The organism is Kitasatospora cheerisanensis KCTC 2395 (assembly GCF_000696185.1).
In the GTDB taxonomy this organism is placed as follows: domain Bacteria; phylum Actinomycetota; class Actinomycetes; order Streptomycetales; family Streptomycetaceae; genus Kitasatospora; species Kitasatospora cheerisanensis.
Map to the genome: position 1 here is coordinate 7,288,631 of NZ_KK853997.1, position 16,917 is coordinate 7,305,547.

General features: G+C 74.6%; 14 protein-coding genes and 5 pseudogenes. 8 read left to right on the plus strand and 11 right to left on the minus strand.

Annotation, left to right across the window (positions count from 1 at the left end; all coding sequences use genetic code 11):
- Positions 1 to 86: 86 nt before the first annotated feature.
- Both KCH_RS32800 and KCH_RS32805 read left to right on the plus strand, forming a co-directional pair.
- Positions 87 to 725 carry a 5-oxoprolinase subunit B family protein gene (locus KCH_RS32800; protein WP_035869214.1) on the plus strand — a complete coding sequence of 213 codons (639 nt, stop codon included), beginning with the start codon at positions 87 to 89 and terminating at the stop codon, positions 723 to 725.
- Positions 712 to 1,571 (plus strand): annotated as a pseudogene (locus tag KCH_RS32805) (5-oxoprolinase subunit C family protein). Before KCH_RS32800 ends, KCH_RS32805 begins: the two are co-directional and overlap by 14 nt.
- Before the next feature lie 13 nt (positions 1,572 to 1,584).
- Here the strand turns inward: KCH_RS32805 and KCH_RS32810 are convergent.
- From KCH_RS32810 to KCH_RS47485, 3 genes and pseudogenes are all read right to left on the minus strand, one after another.
- A complete protein-coding gene (locus KCH_RS32810; protein WP_035869217.1) occupies positions 1,585 to 2,793 on the minus strand; it encodes a vWA domain-containing protein in 1,209 nt (402 codons plus the stop codon).
- A 157-nt stretch (positions 2,794 to 2,950) separates the two neighbouring features.
- Positions 2,951 to 4,170 (minus strand): annotated as a pseudogene (locus KCH_RS32815) (AAA family ATPase).
- A gap of 386 nt (positions 4,171 to 4,556) precedes the next feature.
- Positions 4,557 to 5,787: pseudogene (locus KCH_RS47485) on the minus strand (hypothetical protein); the annotation flags it as partial.
- 167 nt (positions 5,788 to 5,954) lie between these two features.
- Here KCH_RS47485 and KCH_RS32825 point away from each other — a divergent pair.
- Complete coding sequence (locus KCH_RS32825) at positions 5,955 to 6,872, plus strand: oxygenase MpaB family protein (RefSeq protein WP_063750220.1); 918 nt, start codon at positions 5,955 to 5,957, stop codon at positions 6,870 to 6,872.
- A gap of 146 nt (positions 6,873 to 7,018) precedes the next feature.
- Here KCH_RS32825 and KCH_RS47690 read toward each other — a convergent pair whose 3' ends face one another.
- On the minus strand, positions 7,019 to 7,096 hold the full coding sequence (locus KCH_RS47690; protein WP_482793303.1) for a 50S ribosomal protein bL37: 78 nt from the start codon (positions 7,094 to 7,096) through the stop codon (positions 7,019 to 7,021).
- Between the two features lie 191 nt (positions 7,097 to 7,287).
- On the opposite strand from KCH_RS47690, the gene KCH_RS32830 reads away from it, so the two are divergent.
- Together KCH_RS32830 and KCH_RS32835 are read left to right on the plus strand one after the other, a co-directional pair.
- Positions 7,288 to 7,473 (plus strand): hypothetical protein, encoded by a 186-nt coding sequence (locus KCH_RS32830; RefSeq protein ID WP_035869220.1) that lies wholly within the window; start codon positions 7,288 to 7,290, stop codon positions 7,471 to 7,473.
- Positions 7,474 to 7,660: 187 nt separating this feature from the next.
- Positions 7,661 to 7,954: a WhiB family transcriptional regulator gene (locus tag KCH_RS32835; RefSeq protein ID WP_035869222.1), complete on the plus strand. Its 294-nt coding sequence runs from the start codon at positions 7,661 to 7,663 to the stop codon at positions 7,952 to 7,954.
- 121 nt (positions 7,955 to 8,075) lie between these two features.
- On the opposite strand, the gene KCH_RS32840 is transcribed toward KCH_RS32835, so the two are convergent.
- From KCH_RS32840 to KCH_RS32850, 3 genes are all read right to left on the minus strand, one after another.
- Positions 8,076 to 8,435 carry an ATP-binding protein gene (locus KCH_RS32840; RefSeq protein WP_244305535.1) on the minus strand — a complete coding sequence of 120 codons (360 nt, stop codon included), beginning with the start codon at positions 8,433 to 8,435 and terminating at the stop codon, positions 8,076 to 8,078.
- A 207-nt stretch (positions 8,436 to 8,642) separates the two neighbouring features.
- Entirely contained in the window at positions 8,643 to 8,996 is a 354-nt protein-coding gene (locus KCH_RS32845) for an STAS domain-containing protein (protein WP_244305536.1), read from the minus strand.
- Between the two features lie 145 nt (positions 8,997 to 9,141).
- Positions 9,142 to 10,071 carry an RNA polymerase sigma factor SigF gene (locus KCH_RS32850; protein ID WP_035869231.1) on the minus strand — a complete coding sequence of 310 codons (930 nt, stop codon included), beginning with the start codon at positions 10,069 to 10,071 and terminating at the stop codon, positions 9,142 to 9,144.
- A 216-nt stretch (positions 10,072 to 10,287) separates the two neighbouring features.
- On the opposite strand from KCH_RS32850, the gene KCH_RS32855 reads away from it, so the two are divergent.
- Positions 10,288 to 10,662, plus strand: coding sequence for an SRPBCC family protein (locus KCH_RS32855; RefSeq protein ID WP_035869240.1), 375 nt, complete (start codon positions 10,288 to 10,290; stop codon positions 10,660 to 10,662).
- 15 nt (positions 10,663 to 10,677) lie between these two features.
- Here the strand turns inward: KCH_RS32855 and KCH_RS32860 are convergent, their stop codons facing one another.
- Together KCH_RS32860 and KCH_RS32865 are read right to left on the minus strand one after the other, a co-directional pair.
- Complete coding sequence (locus KCH_RS32860) at positions 10,678 to 11,034, minus strand: PRC-barrel domain-containing protein (protein WP_035869246.1); 357 nt, start codon at positions 11,032 to 11,034, stop codon at positions 10,678 to 10,680.
- Positions 11,035 to 11,078: 44 nt separating this feature from the next.
- On the minus strand, positions 11,079 to 11,534 hold the full coding sequence (locus KCH_RS32865) for a MarR family winged helix-turn-helix transcriptional regulator (RefSeq protein ID WP_035869249.1): 456 nt from the start codon (positions 11,532 to 11,534) through the stop codon (positions 11,079 to 11,081).
- 64 nt (positions 11,535 to 11,598) lie between these two features.
- Between KCH_RS32865 and KCH_RS32870 the strand changes: the two genes are divergently transcribed.
- Entirely contained in the window at positions 11,599 to 12,441 is an 843-nt protein-coding gene (locus KCH_RS32870; protein ID WP_051653708.1) for an SAM-dependent methyltransferase, read from the plus strand.
- 79 nt (positions 12,442 to 12,520) lie between these two features.
- Here the strand turns inward: KCH_RS32870 and KCH_RS32875 are convergent.
- Positions 12,521 to 14,364: pseudogene (locus KCH_RS32875) on the minus strand (cellulase family glycosylhydrolase).
- A 321-nt stretch (positions 14,365 to 14,685) separates the two neighbouring features.
- On the opposite strand from KCH_RS32875, the pseudogene KCH_RS32880 reads away from it, so the two are divergent.
- Positions 14,686 to 15,623: pseudogene (locus KCH_RS32880) on the plus strand (carbohydrate kinase family protein).
- Between the two features lie 27 nt (positions 15,624 to 15,650).
- On the opposite strand, the gene KCH_RS42920 reads toward KCH_RS32880, so the two are convergent.
- Positions 15,651 to 16,917 (minus strand): glycosyl hydrolase family 28-related protein (locus KCH_RS42920; protein ID WP_035869253.1); only part of this gene is annotated, 1,267 nt, incomplete at its 5' end.

Consider the following 16,917-nt stretch of genomic DNA (forward strand, 5'->3'; position numbering starts at 1 on the left):
CGTACGCACCGCACCCGCCGCCCACTTGGTAGCTTGGGCCGAGGACGGCCCGGCAGCGGCCGGTCGAACGGAACAGGACGGTCCGGGTGCGAGTACTGCCGTGTGGGAGCGACGCCGTCCTGATCGAGGTCGACACCGCCGACCAGGTCCAACGACTGCACGGTGCACTGCGCACCGCACCACCCACCGGCGTGACCGAACTCGTCCCCGCCGCCCGCACCGTCCTGGTCCGCTACGACCCCCGCAGCACCGACCCGCAGCGCCTGCGCACCGCCCTCGCCGCACTGCCGCTCACCGCTGCCGCGGCCGACGAACCCGCCGACACCGTCCACATCCCCGTCCGCTACGACGGACCCGACCTCGCCGAGGTCGCCCGCCGCACGGGACTGACGGAACGCCAGGTGATCGAACGTCACACCGCCGCGCACTACCGCGTCGCGTTCTGCGGATTCTCACCCGGCTTCGCCTACCTCACCGGACTCGACCCGGTGCTGCGCCTGCCCCGCCGGGCCGAACCCCGCACCAGGGTGCCCGCCGGGGCCGTCGCCGTCGCCGACGAGTACACCGGCATCTACCCCAGCCCCTCGCCCGGCGGCTGGCACCTGCTCGGCAGCACCGGCCTCACCCTCTGGGACGCCACCGCCGACCCGCCCACCCGGCTGCGCCCCGGCACCGCCGTCCGCTTCGTCGAACAGACCGGGGAGGCCGACCGTGACCCGCGGTGAACTGCTGGTCGTCCGGGCCGGGTTCGGCGCCACCGTGCAGGACCTCGGGCGCCCCGGACTGGCCGCGCTCGGCGTCGGCCGGGCCGGCGCCGCCGACCGCGAAGCGCTCCGGCTCGCCAACCGGCTGGTCGGCAACCCCGAGGACGCCGCCGGCATCGAAGCCCCCATGGGCGGCGTCGAACTCGCCTTCCCCCGCACCACCACCTGCGCCCTCGCCGGCGCCGACTGCCCGCCTGGATCGACGCCCGCCCCGCCGGCACCCGCACCCCGCTGCGCGTCCCCGCCGGCGCCCGGCTGCGCCTCGGCACCCCCACCCGCGGCCTGCGCGTCTACCTCGCCGTCCGCGGCGGCCTGGACGTCCCCCCGGTGCTCGGCTCCCGCGCCACCGACACCATCGCCGGCCTCGGCCCCGGCCGGCTGACGGCCGGTCAACTGCTGCCGCTCGGCGACGCCGCCACCGGCTGGCCCGCCGCCGATCTCGCCCCGCAGCCCGCCCCCGCCGCGCGCACCGTGCTGCACGTCCTGCCCGGACCGCGCGACGACTGGTTCACCGCCGACGCGCTGCACACCCTGCTCACCGAGCCGTACACCGTCACCCCCGACAGCGACCGGGTCGGCATGCGCCTCGACGGGCCCGCGCTGGAGCGCGCCCGGAGCGGCGAACTCCCCTCCGAGGGCATGGTCGGCGGGGCGCTCCAGGTGCCGCCGACCGGGCGGCCGATCCTGTTCCTGGCCGACCACCCCGTCACCGGCGGCTACCCCGTCATCGCGGTGGTCCGCCGCGAGGACCTCGGCGCGGCGGCGCAGGCCCGGCCCGGCGACGCCCTGCACTTCCGGCTCGCCTGAACGCCGGTGCGTCTCAGCCCAGTTGAACCGTGTGCGCCCACTCCGGAGGAAGCTCCGGCCGGTAGTCCGGATCGTGCTCGCTGACGGTGGACGGCCGGCGGAACAGGCCGATCACCGTACGGCAGGGCGGGCGGCGGCTCGGCCACGCGGTCTGACCGTCCGTCAGGACCACCATCACGTCCGGGGGCGGGTTCAGTCGCAGCGCCGCCGCGAAGCCCTCCCGCAGATCGGTGCCGCCGCCGCCGACCAGCGTCAACCCGCCCTCGGCGCCGATCCGTTGGACCAGCTGGGCGGCGGCGTCGCAGGACACCACCGAGAGCAGCTCGCGCCGCCCGCCGAGCGTGCGGGAGATCGCCGCGATCTCGACCAGCGCGGTGCCCAGCTCCTGTTCGGCGACCGAGCCGGAGGTGTCCACCACCACCGCCACCCGCGGCAGTTGGTGGCGCAGCGAGGGAAGCACCACCCCCGGCAGCGCGGTGGCGCGGCGCGCCGGACGGCCGTACGTGTAGTCCGAGCCCGCACCCGCCCCGGCCACCGCCGAGCGGACCGCCGCCCCCAGCAACTCCCGCCACGGCTGCGGCGGATGGAACGCCTCCCGGGCCCAGCGCCGCCACCCCGCCGGGGCGTCGCCCGGCCGCCCGAGGATGCCCTCGGCGACCCGGAACCGAACCAGGTCGCGCTCGTGCTCCCGCAGCGCCCGCGCCTCGCCCGGACCGAGCTCCCACTCCCGGTCCAGGCCGTCCGCGCCGCTGCCGCACTCCAGCCAGGTGACCGGCTCGGTGCGCGCGCCGAGGGTGAACATCGGCAGGTAGTCCTCCATCAGCAGGTTCGGCGGCAGGCCGAGGGAGGCCGGGTAGGCGGCGTCCTTGGGCGGCACCAGGCCGTCGCCGAACGCGTCGTCGTTGATCTCGCAGTCCGCCGCGAGGTTGATCCGCAGGCGGTCGCCCGCCCCGTCCCAGCCGTACTTGCGCATCGCCCGGCCGGCCCGGCGGGCGTGGTCGCGCAGCAGGTGGGAGACCTCGTGCACCCAGACCGAGGCGAGCACCTCCTCCGAGCGGGCGGCGACGAACGACGGCGAGACGTAGCAGCGCCAGTACCGGTCCACCGCCATGGTCGGCACCCGCGCCGACTCGACCACCCGCATGGCGAACAGTGCGGTGGCCAGGTACGGCCGGGCGCGGGCCGCCAGCAGGCGGGCCGCGTACAGCTTCGCCAGATCCAGCGGCGGCCCGACCGGGGGCGGCTGGTCCGGCTTCGCCGGGGCGGGCCTGGGCGGGGCGGACCCGGTTTCGGGCGGCTCGGCTTCGGGAGGCCGGGCTTCCGCGCTGCGGGCCTCGGCGGTTCGACTGTCGAGTGCTGTGCGTGCTTCGGGGGGATGGTCATCGGCGGCCCGCCCGGGCGGTGGCGGGGATCCGGGCGGCGGCGCGGTCGGCGCGCCTGGACAGTTCCAGGGCGCCTTCGAAGCGTTCGATCAACGCCGGTACCTCCCAGTCGGGTTGCCGCAGCGAGACGAGCGTGGTGACGGGCACCACCAGCACGTCCGGGCTGCCGGTCCGCAGCGCGTGGGCCATCAACGTCCAGGCGGCGTCCCAGCGTTGCCGGGTCGGCCGGGAGCGGACGGCCGAGACCACGGCGTCCAGTGCGACCTGCCGCAGGTCGCCGCGCTCGGGCAGCACGGCCGCGTCCGGGTCGGCGAGCAGGTCCTCGGGTGCGGGCAGGTCCATCCGGTCGACGGCGGCCAGCAGTTCGACCCCCGGGCCGTCACCGACCGTGCCGCGCACCAGCATCGACAGCACCTCGCGGGACGAGCCGGCGGCCGAGCCGAACGCAAGCAGCCGCACCGTCATCTCCCAGCTGCGCGGCGACGGCCAGGCCCGGCCGCGCCGGGTCTCGGCCGCCGGCAGCCGGTGCGTCAACTCGGGCCGGACGGTCAGCAGATCGCACACCGCCCGGCGGGCGAACCCGACCGCGTCGGGCAGCCGTTCGGCGTCCAGCCGGGCAGCTCGGCCCGCGGCCACACCCCGCCGAGACCACGCACCACCACCTCCGGGTCGTGCACCCAGTCCAGGTGAACGAAGCGGTTGGCCAGCGGCGCGCTCAGCTCCCAGCCGTCGGCGGCCGAGGCGCGCGGGTTGGCCGCCGCCACGATCCTTACTCCCGGCGGGAGTTGGAGCGAGCCGATCCGGCGCTCCAGGACGAGCCGCAGCAGGGCCGCCTGTACGGCGGGCGGAGCGGTCGACAGCTCGTCGAGGAACAGCAGCCCCCGGCCCTGCCGCACCAGCCGCACCGCCCAGTCCGGCGGCGCGAGCGGCACGCCCTGGGTGGCCGGGTCCGCCCCGATCACCGGCAGGCCGGAGAAGTCGGACGGCTCGTGCACGCTGGCGATCACCGTGGTGAGCGGCAGGTCGAGTTCGACGGCGAGCTGGTTCAGGGCGGCGGTCTTTCCGATGCCTGGCTCTCCCCACAGGAGGACCGGGAGATCGGCGGCGACAGCCAGGGTGAGGGCCTCGACCTGGAGATCCTGCCGGGGCTCGGTGGCGGACTCGGAGAGCAGCGCCAGCAGGTGGCCGGCGACGGTGAGTTGGGCGGTGGAAGACATGGTGATCACCTGGGATGGGAGGAGTGGGACGTGCGGGAGGCGGTGGGGTCAGTGGTGGGTGGGTGGTGCGGTGGTGTTCCAGTGGCTGTCGTCGGGGGTGGTGGCGTGGGTGGTTCGGGTGGTCAACGGGTGCTCCGGGTGGGTGAGTCGGGTGATGGAGGGCATGGGGGCTCGCCTGGGTGGGAGAAGGGGTGCCGCGAAGGGGTCTTGCCGATGCCGGGCTTGTCCGATGGGGGGACAGGGAGGTTGGCGGCAGGAGGGCATGGGGGATCGCCTCGGGTGGGTGGGGCGGCGCCCGAGTGGTGAGGGGGTGGTGGGGTCAGGGGCGGTGGTAGAAGTCGCAGCAGCGGCACTTGCGGCCGCGGGGTGGGCGTGGGCGGTACGGGTGGCCGTCCGGGTGGCGGGAGGTGGAGGTGGGGTGGTGGGGTGGTGGAGGCCGGCCGGTGGAGGGTGGCGAGGTCGCGTCGGCGGTCGTCGGCGGTGAGGCTGTCGGCGAGTGGTCCCTCACGCAAAGGCGTTTCGTCGCCGATCAGTTGACGGACGGTGGTGAGCGCGCCGGCCCGGTCGCCGTGCAGCAGGCGCTGCATGATGGCGTCCAGGTCGCCGGGCTTCCGGTGGGCGCGGTCGATGGTCCGAAGGCAGGGGAGCGGTGGCCCGCCGAACGCCAACAGGAGTTCCTCCCGGCGCAGTTGCTCGGGCGGATGGTCGAGCGCGGTGAGCCGGCCGTCCACCAGTGCCACCCGGTGCCGGGCTCCCCGGCAGTCCACCAGCAGCGGATCCGCCGCGGACGGTGGCGCGGCCGCGGCCGACCGGTGGCCGGGCACGAGCGCGGCCGCGACCAGCGGGTGCAGCCGGTCGGCGTCCACGGCCCCGGTACGCAGCAGCCACAGGTCGGGCGGCGCCCAGGTGGCGGCGTCCGGGAGCACGGCGGCGTCGCCCGGCGCGCGCAGTTCCGCGTCCACCGGCCCGAGTTCGGGCGAGAGCAGCAGGAATCGGCGCGCCGCCAGCCGTACCGCGACCGGTGCGTAGGGCGGCAGCCCGTCCGCCGCCCGCAGCAGGCCGGCCTCGAACTCCCATGAACGCACCGGTGACTGATGGTCGGTCAGCAACGCGGTGCGGGAGGCGAGTTCGGGGCGCGGCGGGCGTCCCAGAGGTGCCGGTGCAGGTCGAGGCGGAAGCGTGGCTGCGGGCGCGGACCGGCGTCCCGCCACAGCGCCAGGCTCACCCGCTGGCCCGCCGACGCGCGGTGGGGCGCGGTGCGGGCGACCAGGTGGAACGCGGTTGGTCCGTCCCGGGGGTAGCGGGCCAGGGTGGCGCTCAGGTTCGGCCGCAGCAGCCCGTCGGGGGCCACCCGGGGCAGGTGCCAGCGCAGCAGGTCCGGAGCCAAGTGGCGCAGGTCGTCGCGCAGTTGGCCGGCGAGTTCGGAACCGTGCGCCCGGGCCACGGCCCGGACGTCCAGCTCCGGGTCGAACCGGGCTGCTGCGCAGGCGCCGCCCAGTCGCCCAGCTCACGGCGGGCGGTGGCGGCATCGATCATGGCCGGGGGAACGGCGAACTGCCGGACGCGCGGCCAGAAGCAGGTACGAGTGTCCTCGTCCGTCGGCGAAGTGTGGTGCATCAGCACTCACTTCGGGCGGACGGGACCTCCAATCCACGAGTAGTCATCGCCGGTGATCGTAGCGGCTGTCGAGGCGTGCTGTCAGCCCCATTCGGCGGCGGGGGTGGGCGGCGTAGGGTGGGCGGGAAGGAAGAACGCGGGGGAACCGGGGCGGGAGGTGCTCGGCGGTGGCAGGTGGGTGGCGGCCGGTCCAGGCGCTGCGGCGGAGGCTGCTGCGGGAGATCAATTCCACGGTGCACGGCGCCGAACTGCACCTGGAGCGCTACGACCGGCCGCCCGGGGACCCGGGGCTGTTCGGCGCGTCCAGCGTGGTGTGGCGGGTGCACGAGCACCCGGCCGGGATGCTGGTCGGCGGGTTCGCCGCGCTGATGCTGCAGTCGCTGCACCCGGTGGCGATGCGCGCCGTCGCCGAGCACTCCGACTACCGCACCGACCCGACGGGCCGCCTGCACCGCACCGCGCGCTTCGTGTCCACCACCACGCTCGGCTCGTCCGCCGCCGCCGAGGCCGCGATCGAGGGCGTGCGCCGCATCCACCGTCACGTCCGTGGCTTCGACGCGGCCGGACGGCCGTACCGGGCGGACGAACCGGAACTGCTCTGCTGGGTGCACACGGCGGAGGTGTCCTGCTTCCTGATGGGACATCAGGTATTCGCCGGGAGCGGCCGGTTGAGCGAGGCGGAGTGCGACGCCTACCTGTCCGAGGTGGCGCTGATCGGCGAACTGCTCGGCGCGGACGGGGTCCCCGGCTCGCGGGCCGCGCTGGCCGGCTACCTGGCCCGGGTGCGGCGCGAACTGCGGGTCACCCCCGAGGCCCTGGAGGCCGTCGCGCTGCTGCGCGGCTTCGGGCGGACCGGGCGCGAGCGGCTCGCGGTGCGGGTGCTCACCAACGCGGCGGTCGGGCTGCTGCCCGGCTGGGCCCGCCGCGAGCTGGGCATCAGCCGGCCGTGGGCGGTCCGCCGGCTCTGGGACCGGCCGCTGGCCCGGGCCCTCGGCGCGGTGATGGTCTGGGCGTGCGGGCTGTCACCGATCCGCGAGGCCGCCCACGCGAGGGCGGCGGCGCCCCGGATCCCGGTCACCGGCTGACGGCCCGCGCCGCGCGGGGAAGGCGGAGCGCGGCAGCCGGAGGCGCAACGGGAAGCGGCCGCCGTCCGGGGCTGGGTCCGGATCGGGCGGCCGCTCCACCGTCGTCGGTGTTCGGGGTTCGGCGTTGCGGGAAACGCGGGCGGGCCTCAGTACTGGGGCCGACGGCCGTGGTTCGCCTTGCGCCTGGCGCGGGCCTTCTTCTTGCGGCGTCGCTTGGACGACATGGCCACACTCTCCTCTCGCGGCGGGGTGGACAACGACCCCCCGTCCACCGTGCGCCCGCCGCCCGGAAGTTGCCAGCCGGCCCCGGGGACGCGGCGTGCTCCCGCCGACACGCCCCGGAATGGCCGGGTGCCGCAGCGGGCAGGGACGCACCATGGAGACAGGGGGGTCGAACAGAGCCGCGGGAGGCGAGATGTCGCACCACACGCACGGAGACCACGACGCACCGGCCGACGAGTGGCCGCCCACCGAGACCCCGGAAGCCCGGATGACCGCCGAGGGATCGCCGCCGCCCCCGGACGAGTCGGAGAAGACCGCGGAGGACGGCCCCGAGTTCGCCGTCCCGGCCTCCTCGCCGCCGGAGCCCGAGGAGGACTGACCGCGGCGGCCGCGGCACCGGCGGTGACCGCGGCACCGGCGGCGGCCGCAGCGCGGGCGGTGACCGCGCGATGGTCGGAGGCGCCGCAGGAGGCGGCGCGCAGGGCGGTTCGGACGGCGGATCGGGGTTACACGGACGGCACACCCGTTCGTCCGTTGATCCGATCGTCCGACCCTAGGAGCATCCGATGACCGTGATCTCCCGCCTGCCCGGAGCCGTCGAGGAGGAGTGGGACTGGCAGCTGCAGGGCGCCTGCCGAGCCGCCGACTCCCGGCTGTTCTTCCACCCGTCCGGCGAACGCGGACAGGCCCACGACGACCGCGACCGCGCCGCCAAGGCGGTCTGCGCCCGCTGCCCCGTCCGGGAACGCTGCCTGCGGCACGCCCTGGCCACCCGGGAGCGCTACGGGGTCTGGGGCGGCCGCACCGAGGAGGAACGGCAGCTCATGCTGCGCCGCCGGCGGCGCAATCGCAGCAGGTGAGTCCGCGCACCGGAGCCGGACAGCCGAGAAGGCGGCCCCCGAGGATCGGGGGCCGCCTTCGTGGTGCGGTGCAGGGGCGAGGCCGGTGGGCCTTCGTGGTGCGGTGCCGGCGCGGGGCGGCTCAGGCGAGCAGGCGGCCGGCGTCGATCTCCGCCCAGATGGACTTGCCCTGGGAGTGCAGGTCGGAGCCCCAGCGGTCGGCGGTGTGCTGCACGATGTACAGGCCGTGGCCGCCGGGCAGGCCGGGACGGTGCGGGGTGCGCAGCGTGGGCAGTACGGAGGAGGCGTCGGAGACCTCGATCCGCAGCCGGGCGGGGGTGGCGTCCAGCACGAGTTCGAGCGGGCCGCCGGCGTGCAGCATGGCGTTGCCGACGAGTTCGGCGACCAGCAGCACGACGTCCTCGCCGAGGTCGGCGTCCGGCGGGGTGGACCAGGACCAGTCGCGGAGCGCCTCGGTGGTGAAGGCGCGGGCGCGGGCCACCGGGCGGGGGACGCCCGCCAGCCGCAGCCGGCGGCGCTGGCCGCCGGGGGCAGGACCGCGCCGGTGTCCGGGCGGTCGCCGTCCAGGGTTCCCCGGCTGGGCGTCACGGGCGGGTTCCCTTCGGTCTCGGCGGCAGGCTCAGGGGTCGGTTTCCCGACCGGGGCCGGATTATGCCTGGTGCGGCGGACGGCACGCGGCGGGCGGGCCTCACCGGTCGGCGGGGAGGGCCGCATCCACGGTGTCGTGGATGGTGAAGACGGCCTTCGCGCCGGTCAGTTCGAGCAAGTGCCGGACCGGTCCGGAGAGCGCCGCGAGGTGGAACGGCAGGTCGGCCTCGGCGGCGGCCATCCGGGTCTGGAGCAGCAGGTTCAGACCGGAGGAGTCGCAGAAGTCGACGCGGCCCAGGTCGACGACCAGGGCCGGGGGGCGCTGGGCCAGCAGGTGGTCCAACGCCTCGCGGGCGGGCTCCAGGGTCTCGATGTCGAGATCGCCCGACAGCGTGCACACCGCCGCGTTCGACGGCGTGCGCCGGACCTCCACCGCCAGGGGCGCCACGGGCATGTTCTCGGCTGGCATCCTCGTCCTGTTCCCTCGACCGATCTGGTTCGACCTTACGCACACCGGGGTGCGGCGGTCGACACGGGGTGCCCGGTGCGGTGGGGTCGGACGGCCGAAGGCCACCGGGCACCCCGTGGTTGACGTCCCGTCAGGTCGCGTCGGCGGCCAGGCCGGTGCGCAGCTTGGCCAGCGTGCGGGACAGCAGCCGCGAGACGTGCATCTGGGACAGGCCCAGGCGCGCGCCGATCTGGGACTGGGTGAGGTCCTCGGTGAAGCGCATCGAGAGGATCAGCCGTTCCCGTTCGGGCAGTCGGGCGATCAGCGGCTTCAGCGCGACCAGGTTCTCCACCAGCCCGTAGCCGCCGTCGACGTGACCGAGCCGTTCGGCGGGCTGCTGCCCGTCGCCCTCGCCCGGGGAGGTCAGGTCGAGGGAGCCGGCGGTGTGCGCGTTGGCGGCGGCCAGGCCCTCGATCACCTCCTCCTCGGGCAGGGACAGGTACTCGGCGAGGTCGGTGACGGTCGGCTCGTGGTCCAGCGTCTGGGCGAGCGCGTCCTGCGCCTTGGCGAGGTCCAGGCGCAGCTCCTGGAGCCGGCGCGGCACGTGCACGGACCAGGTGGTGTCGCGGAAGTGGCGCCGTATCTCGCCGACGATGGTGGGTACGGCGTAGGTGGTGAACTCCACCCCGAGGTCCGGGTCGAACCGGTCGATGGCCTTGATCAGGCCGACCGAGCCGACCTGGAGGAGGTCCTCGTACGGCTCCTTGGTGTGGCCGAAGCGGCGGATGGCGAACTTGACCAGGGTCAGGTTCAGCTCGATCAGCGTGCTGCGGACGTACGAGAACTCCCGGGTTCCCTCCTCCAGTCCGGCCAGGCGGCGGAGCAGCACGCGGCTGAGTTCGCGGGCGTCGGCGGGCGTGGCGTTGGCAGGGTCCGCAAGGGCGTCGAGCGCGGACCCGGAGGCCGTGTCGATGCCGAGACGACCGAGGAAGTGGTCCTCGGTCGGCGAGGGCGATCCGATCTGGTCGGAGCTCGCCCCGGCGGGTGCGGACAGGAGAAGTTCATCAGTGGGCACGGGCATGCCTTTCCTTTCCTCGTCTCCGGCCGGTCCGTCCCCGGGTACCCGGTCGTCCGGGACTCATGCCGGGCAAACGAGTGAAGTTCATGTGAAGAAGGTCACGTCGGCCGTTCCGGGGAGACGGACGGGTTTCCCGTGCATGCCCGCGTGCGGACGGGGCAAGCGGGGCCCGGACGCGGACCGCAGTCGGGCGGCCGCACCCGGTGAGGAGGGAACGCCATGGGCCGGATCGAGGAATCCGTGGAGATCGACGCCCCGATCGAGGTCGTCTACCGGGCGTGGACGGAACGGGAGTCGCTGCCCGCCTGCATGCGCGGCGGGGCGGATCGCGGGGCCGCCGCCACCGAGGTGGTGGCGCTGGACCGGATCGCCTGGACCGGCGGTGCGGACGGGCAGTCCGGGGTGGTCACGTTCCACCGTACCGGTGAGGCCGGCGAGCTCGGCACCCGGGTGATGCTTCAGCTGGACACCGAGCCGCACGGCCTGTGGGACCACCTGGTGGAGGGGCTCGGCTTCACCGACCGGCACGTCATCGACGAGCTCGCCGCGTTCAAGGCGTACGTCGAGGAGAACCGGCCGGGACTGGCCGCCTGAGGCCGCGCGGCGCGGTCAGCGGCGGGCGAGCCGCCGTTCGCCGCTCGCGCCGGCGACGTACTCGAGCTGGTAGTGCGCGAACACCTCGGGCTCCTGCTCGGCGGGCAGCACGCCGTCGGTGTCGATGGACGGCGCGTTCTTCACCTCGCCGCGCCCGAACGGCACCCGCAGGTAGGCCGGGCCGACCACGGCGTCGGTGATCGGCACGAACACCAGGCGGTGCCGGCCGAGCATGCCGACCGTGACGGTGGCGAAGAACGGCTGGTCGGTGGCGGTGTCGACGTAGATGTTCTCCAGCGAGCCGATCTTCTTGGCGTCCTGGTCGACCACGTCCTGGCCGCGCCACTCGCGGATGTCGGCGATCTCGATCATGGACGGCCTCCGGGGGCTGGGCGGGACTGCTGTCCCGTCCATGGTCACCGACGGTCGCCGGGCCCGCCCGTCCGCGGCGCGCCGTCCTGCGGGAGCAGTAGTTGGGCCAGTTCGTCGAGGAGCTCGGTGACCCGGCGGGCCTGCGCCGGGTCGGGGACGGCCGCCGCGATGACGGGCTCGGCGGGACGGGCGACCCGGGCGCGGATGTAGCCGCGGGCCACCTCGGAGGCGCGCAGCAGGGTGCGGCGGCCGTCCGCCGGGTCGGGGGCGGCGTCCAGCAGGCCTCGCTCGCGCAGGCGGGCGACCGAGGTGGAGACGTGGCTCTGGGCGAAGCCGGTGCGGGCGCGGATGTCCTGCACCGAGGTGTCCGGGTGCCGGTACACGTCGGAGATCACCGCGATCTCGCCGGGGGAGAGGGTCGCCGAGGCGTGGTCGGTGACCATCTCCCGGCCGAGCTCCGTCAGTCGCTTGCCGAGCCGCAGCAGCCGTACGCCGTCCATCCCGGAAGGGTACCCGAAGAATGCATCTTCACAGATGCATCTGTGGCGATGTAGTTTTTCCGGCATGACGAACCGACAGCCGGCCGGCCCGGCCGAGCCCGCCGCCGAGCGGCTGAGCCCCGTGTCCCGCACCGCCCTCGCCGTGGCGCGGGTCCGCGCCTACGAGAGCGCCCAGCCCGAACCGCTGTTCACCGACCCCTACGCGCTCGCCTTCGTCACCGCCGCCGGGGCCCCGCCCCGCCCCGAGGACGCCCGGCCCGGCCCGTTCGCCCGCCGCCTGCTGACGCACGGCATCCTGCGCACCCGCCACTACGACGACCGGCTGCTCGCCGCCGGGGCCCGCCAGGTCGTCGTGCTCGCCGCCGGGCTCGACACCCGCGCCCACCGGCTGCCCTGGCCCGACGGCACCCGGCTGTTCGAACTCGACCTGCCGCCCGTCCTCGCCTTCAAGGACGAGGTCCTCGCCGCCCACGGCGCCCGGCCGCGCTGCGCCCGGACCGTCCTGCCCGCCGACCTCACCGACCCCGGCTGGCCCGACCGGCTCCGGGCCGCCGGCTTCGACCCCGCGCAGCCCACCGCCTGGCTCGCCGAGGGACTGCTGGTCTACCTCGACGCCGAGCAGGCCGCCCGACTGCTCACCACCGTCGGCGAACTGTCCGCCCCCGGCAGCCGCCTGCTGGTCGAGCAGGGCCGCGACGTCACCCGCACCCCCGCCGAGGAGGGCCTCACCGAGATGACCTCGCTGTGGCGCGGCGGCCTCGGCCCCGGCACCGCCGACTGGCTCGACGCCCACGGCTGGACCACCCGCTTCACCTCCCTCGGCGAGGTCGCCGCCGCCCACGGCCGCCCCCTGCCCGCCGAGGCCGGGGCCACCACCAGCGGATTCCTCGAAGCCGTCCACAGCTGACCGCCAACGCCCGGACGGCGTTCGCCGGTTCACCCCCGGTGGGGTGAACCGGCGAACGCCGTCGAGGAGTTGCGGTGCCTCAGGAGGTCGCGGTGCAGACCGGCGTCACCGTCGCCACCGCCGAGGAGTCGGTCCGGGTCGCCTGCACGCCGAAGCTGGTCGACGCGGACGGGGCCAGCGCCCCGTTGTAGGCGAGGCTGGTCGCCGTCACGTTCTGCCCGCTGCGGGCCACGTCCGCGCTCCAACTCCCGCTGATCTGAAGGCCGGTGGGCCAGGTCCAGGCCACCTGCCAGCCCTTGACGGCGGCGGTGCCGTTGTTGGTGACCGTCACCGTCGCGGTCAGGCCGCCGCCCCAGTCGTTCAGGCTGACCGTCGCCGCGCACCCGGTGCTGGTGCCGCCGCCCGCCGAGGTGGTCGCCGTGACCGCCGCCGACGCCGCCGACACGTTGCCCGCCGCGTCCTTCGCCCGGACGGTGTAGCTGTACGCCGTCGCCGCGCTCAACCCGCTGTCGGTGTACGAGGTTCCGGTCACCGACGCCACCTTCGTGCCGGCCCGGTACACGTCGTAGCCCGTCACCGCGGTGTTGTCGGTGGACGCCGTCCAGGACAGCGACACGCTGCTCGCCGTGCTGCCCGTCACCGTCAGCCCGGCCGGCACCGACGGGCCTGGGTGTCACCCGTCCCGCCGCCCGAACCGCCGGTGAAACCGGGGGACTTGACCGACGCCAGGTAGCCGTCCTTCACCGTGTTCACGGTGGTCCAGTCGTCGTTCAGGATGCCGCCGGTGTCACCCGAGTTCGGGTTCCACGACCAGAACGTCCACTGGAACGAGTCCGCGCCCGCCGTCGCCGTCGGCCGCATGTACTGCACCAGGGCCTTCAGCCACTGCTGGTCGACGGTGGACTGCAGAGTGGTGCCGAACTCGCCCACCCACACCGGCGCGATGTTCTGGTTGAACAGGTAGCCCCAGTTCTTGTCCCAGACGCCCGGCATGTTCGCCGGGAAGCTCGGGTCGGAGAACCACGGCTGCTGCGCCACGCTGGTCGCGTAGTCGTGCGCCGAGTACACCACCCGGTTGGCGACGCTCAGTTGGACCGGGTACTGGCCCGCGCCCTGCAGGTTGCCGCCCCACCAGGTGGAGGAGCCGTTGAAGGTCTGCACGCCCTCCACGAAGATCAGCAGCTTCGAGTTGGCCGACAGGACCGCCTCGCCGCCGCGCTGCGCCGCCAGCCGCCAGTCGGTGGCCTGGTCGCCGCAGCCCCAACAGGCCGGGTCGTGCGGCTCGTTGTGCAGGTCGATGCCGACCACCGCCGAGTTGCCCGCGTACCGGGCCGCGATCGACTTCAGGTTCGCCAGCCAGGTCGACTCCGGCACCGAGGAGGTGTACCAGAGCGCCGACTGCCCCGCGGAGTCCGGGCGGTGACGGTCCAGGATCACCTTCATGCCCACGCTGCCCGCGTAGTTGACCAGCTTGTCCATCACGCCGAGCGAGTTCAGGCCGACCAGGTCGGCGTTCATCCCGCCGGAGGTGTTCAGGCTGGTCGGGGTGGTGCCCTTGAAGATGTCGTCGCTGTACGGCAGCCGGATGGTGTTGTAGCCCAGCGACTTCATCTGGTCGATCATCGACTTGTAGTCGCGGCTCCACAGGCCGTGCGGCACGTAGTTGGACGTCTCGAAGCCGAACCAGTTGATGCCGGCGATCCGGACCGGCGTCCCGGCCTCGTCCAGGATCTGCCGGCCGCTGGTGTGCCAGAAACCGGCGCCGGCCGAGGCTGTCGCGGCAGCCGGTCCGCCGGTGGCGGTCAGCGCGGCGTGCGCCGTCGGGACCGCCGGGGCGGCGAGGGTGGCGGCCAGCAGCGCGGCCAGCGCCGCGGCCGGGGCCGCCAGCCGGCGCGACAGTCGCCGGTGCAACGGGAGTCGCATGGTCTCGTTCCTCTCTGGACGCGGGTGGGGGCGTCCGGTGGGGGTGGTACGAGCGGGCGGTGCGGGGAGAAGAGGGAGATTAGGGGGAGCGCTCCCACAAGTGCCCGGGTGGGTACGGGATATGAGGCCAGATGGGCGAGGTGTGTGTCAATAGCCTTGGGAGCGCTCCCATTTGGGCGAGGATTCGGGCGGCGTGCGGCTGAAAGGTACATCGCCGGGCGGCGACACCCCGGGGGCCGGGCGCGTTGACGCGGGGCGGGTGGCGGTGATGGAGTCCGGACCGGTCGGGTGTGCGTTCGCGCTGATGGGAGGCGGGTTTCGATGGCAGGTCGGTCGGTCACCGTGGTCGGGGAGTGCGTCGCCGACGCGTTCGTGGAGCGCGGGGCGGCGCGGCCGGGGAGTTGGCGCTGCGGGTGCTGCCGGGCGGCGGCCCCGCGAACACGGCGGTGGCGCTGGCGCGCCTCGGCACACCCACCCGGTTCCTCGGCCGGATCTCCGCCGACCCGTTCGGCGAGCTGTTCCGCGCCCACCTGGCGGGCTCCGGAGTGGACCTGTCGGGCGCGGTCCGGGCCGCCGAGCCGAGCACCCTGGCGCTGGCCGCGCTCGACGCCGAGGGCCACGCCGCCTACTCCTTCCACGCCGAGGGCACCGCCGACTGGCAGTGGACGGAACGGGAGTTGGCGGCGGCCCGCACCGACGGGGCGGTGTGCGTGCACACCGGATCGCTGGCCCTGGTGCGCGAGCCGGGCGGCCCGCGGATCGAGGAGCTGCTGGCCGAGGTGCGGGCCGCCGCCACCGTCTCGATCGACCCGAACGTCCGCCCGCTGCTGGTCGAACCCGCCGCCTACCGGCGGCGGTTGGCCCGCTGGTGCGAACTCGCCGACCTGCTGCGGCTGAGCGCCGACGACCTGGCGCTGCTGCTGCCCGGCGCCACCCCCGAACAGGCCTGCGACCGGTGGCACGAGGCCGGCGCCCCACTGGTGGTGGTCACCCTGGCCGAGCGCGGCGCGCTCGCCTCGCTGAACGGCCGTCGGGTCCGGGTGCCCGCACCGCCCACCACCGTGGTCGACACCGTCGGGGCGGGCGACTCGTTCACCGCGGGCCTGCTCCACTCGCTCGCCGAACAGGGCCGCCTGGGCGGCCGGTTGGACGCCCTGACGGTCGAGGAGCTGGAGCGGGCCTGCCGCTTCGCCGCCCGGGTGGCGGCCCGGACGGTGGCGGTGGCCGGCGCGAACCCGCCCCGGGCCGAGGAGCTCTGAGCATCCGGGCCGGCACCGCGAGAACGGTCAGGAGTTGAGCGCCGACCACTGCCAGACGCCGCCGACCCGGACGTACAGACGGTGGTTCAGGGTGTCGACGGCGAGGGTGCCGTTGGCCGGGGTGCGGTTGAACGAGGCGTCCGAGACCGGGCCGTTGACCAGGCGCAGCGGCGGGTTGGGGGCGTTGGTGGTCGGCACCGTGCCGCTGAACTGGGCGCCGGTGTTGGCGTAGGTGTTCTCCAGCCGGTAGTCGCCCGGGTCGGCGTTGGCCTCGAAGTACACGTGGGCGCCGAGCGGGGCGGTGCCGTACAGGCCGATCACGTCGCGCAGCACCGCGGTGGCGCCCTTGCCCGCGTACACGGTGAGGCCCGAATTGACGGTCGCCACCGAGCCGTTGGCGATCAGCACGTTCTCCAGGCTGGAGGCGACGCCGGCCCAGGTGATGATGTTCTGCGCGGCCTTGTCGCCGGTGGAGGCGAAGTTGCCCGCGTAGCAGTAGATGTCGCGGGCGTGCACGTGCTTGGAGGAGGCGTCGACCTTCAGGTGCGGTCCGCGCAGCAGTTGGGAGGTCTCGAACTTGCAGTCCGTCAGGTAGATGCCGTTCGGGTTGTTGGTGGAGCCGGTGCCCGCGGCGATCCACACCGCGCCGGTGCCGAAGGCCTCGAACCGGCAGCCCGTCAGATGGACCTGGTTGGTGTTGTCCTGGCTGGAGCCCCAGCCGGAGGCGGCGGAGGCGTTGCGCAGCCACAGGTTGGGGCGCGGGTCGGCGATGGTGCCGGTGCTGGACTCCACCACCAGGTTGGAGATCCGCGAGTCCCACAGTTCGACGCCGTCGATGCAGGTGTCCAGGTTGCTGGTGATGTAGACGTCCCGGACCACGGTGTTGTCGTTGTAGTAGAGCTCCAGCACCAGGCCGGTGCGGCCGCTGCCGTTGAAGCCGAGGTCCTCCACCGCGCAGTACCGGCGGTGGGTCGCGCCGGTGGCGTCCGGGCCGGCGCCGGAGATCCGCAGCAGGATGCCGTTGTCGCCCTTCACCAGCATCGACGCCTTGCTGCCCGCGCCGACCAGGTGGATCCCGTTGCCGCCGACGGTGAGCGCCGGGGCGGTGGACGTCGGCAGCACCAGGTACGTGCCGGCCGGGAAGTACACGGTGCCGCCGCCCGCCTGGGCCGCCGCGTCGAGCGCGCTCTGCACGGCCGCCGTGTCGTTGCTCGTGCCGTCGCCCTTCGCACCGTGGTCGCGGACGTTGAACCAGTCGCCGGGGCCGCCGGTGGCGGTGGTGAACGCACCGGCG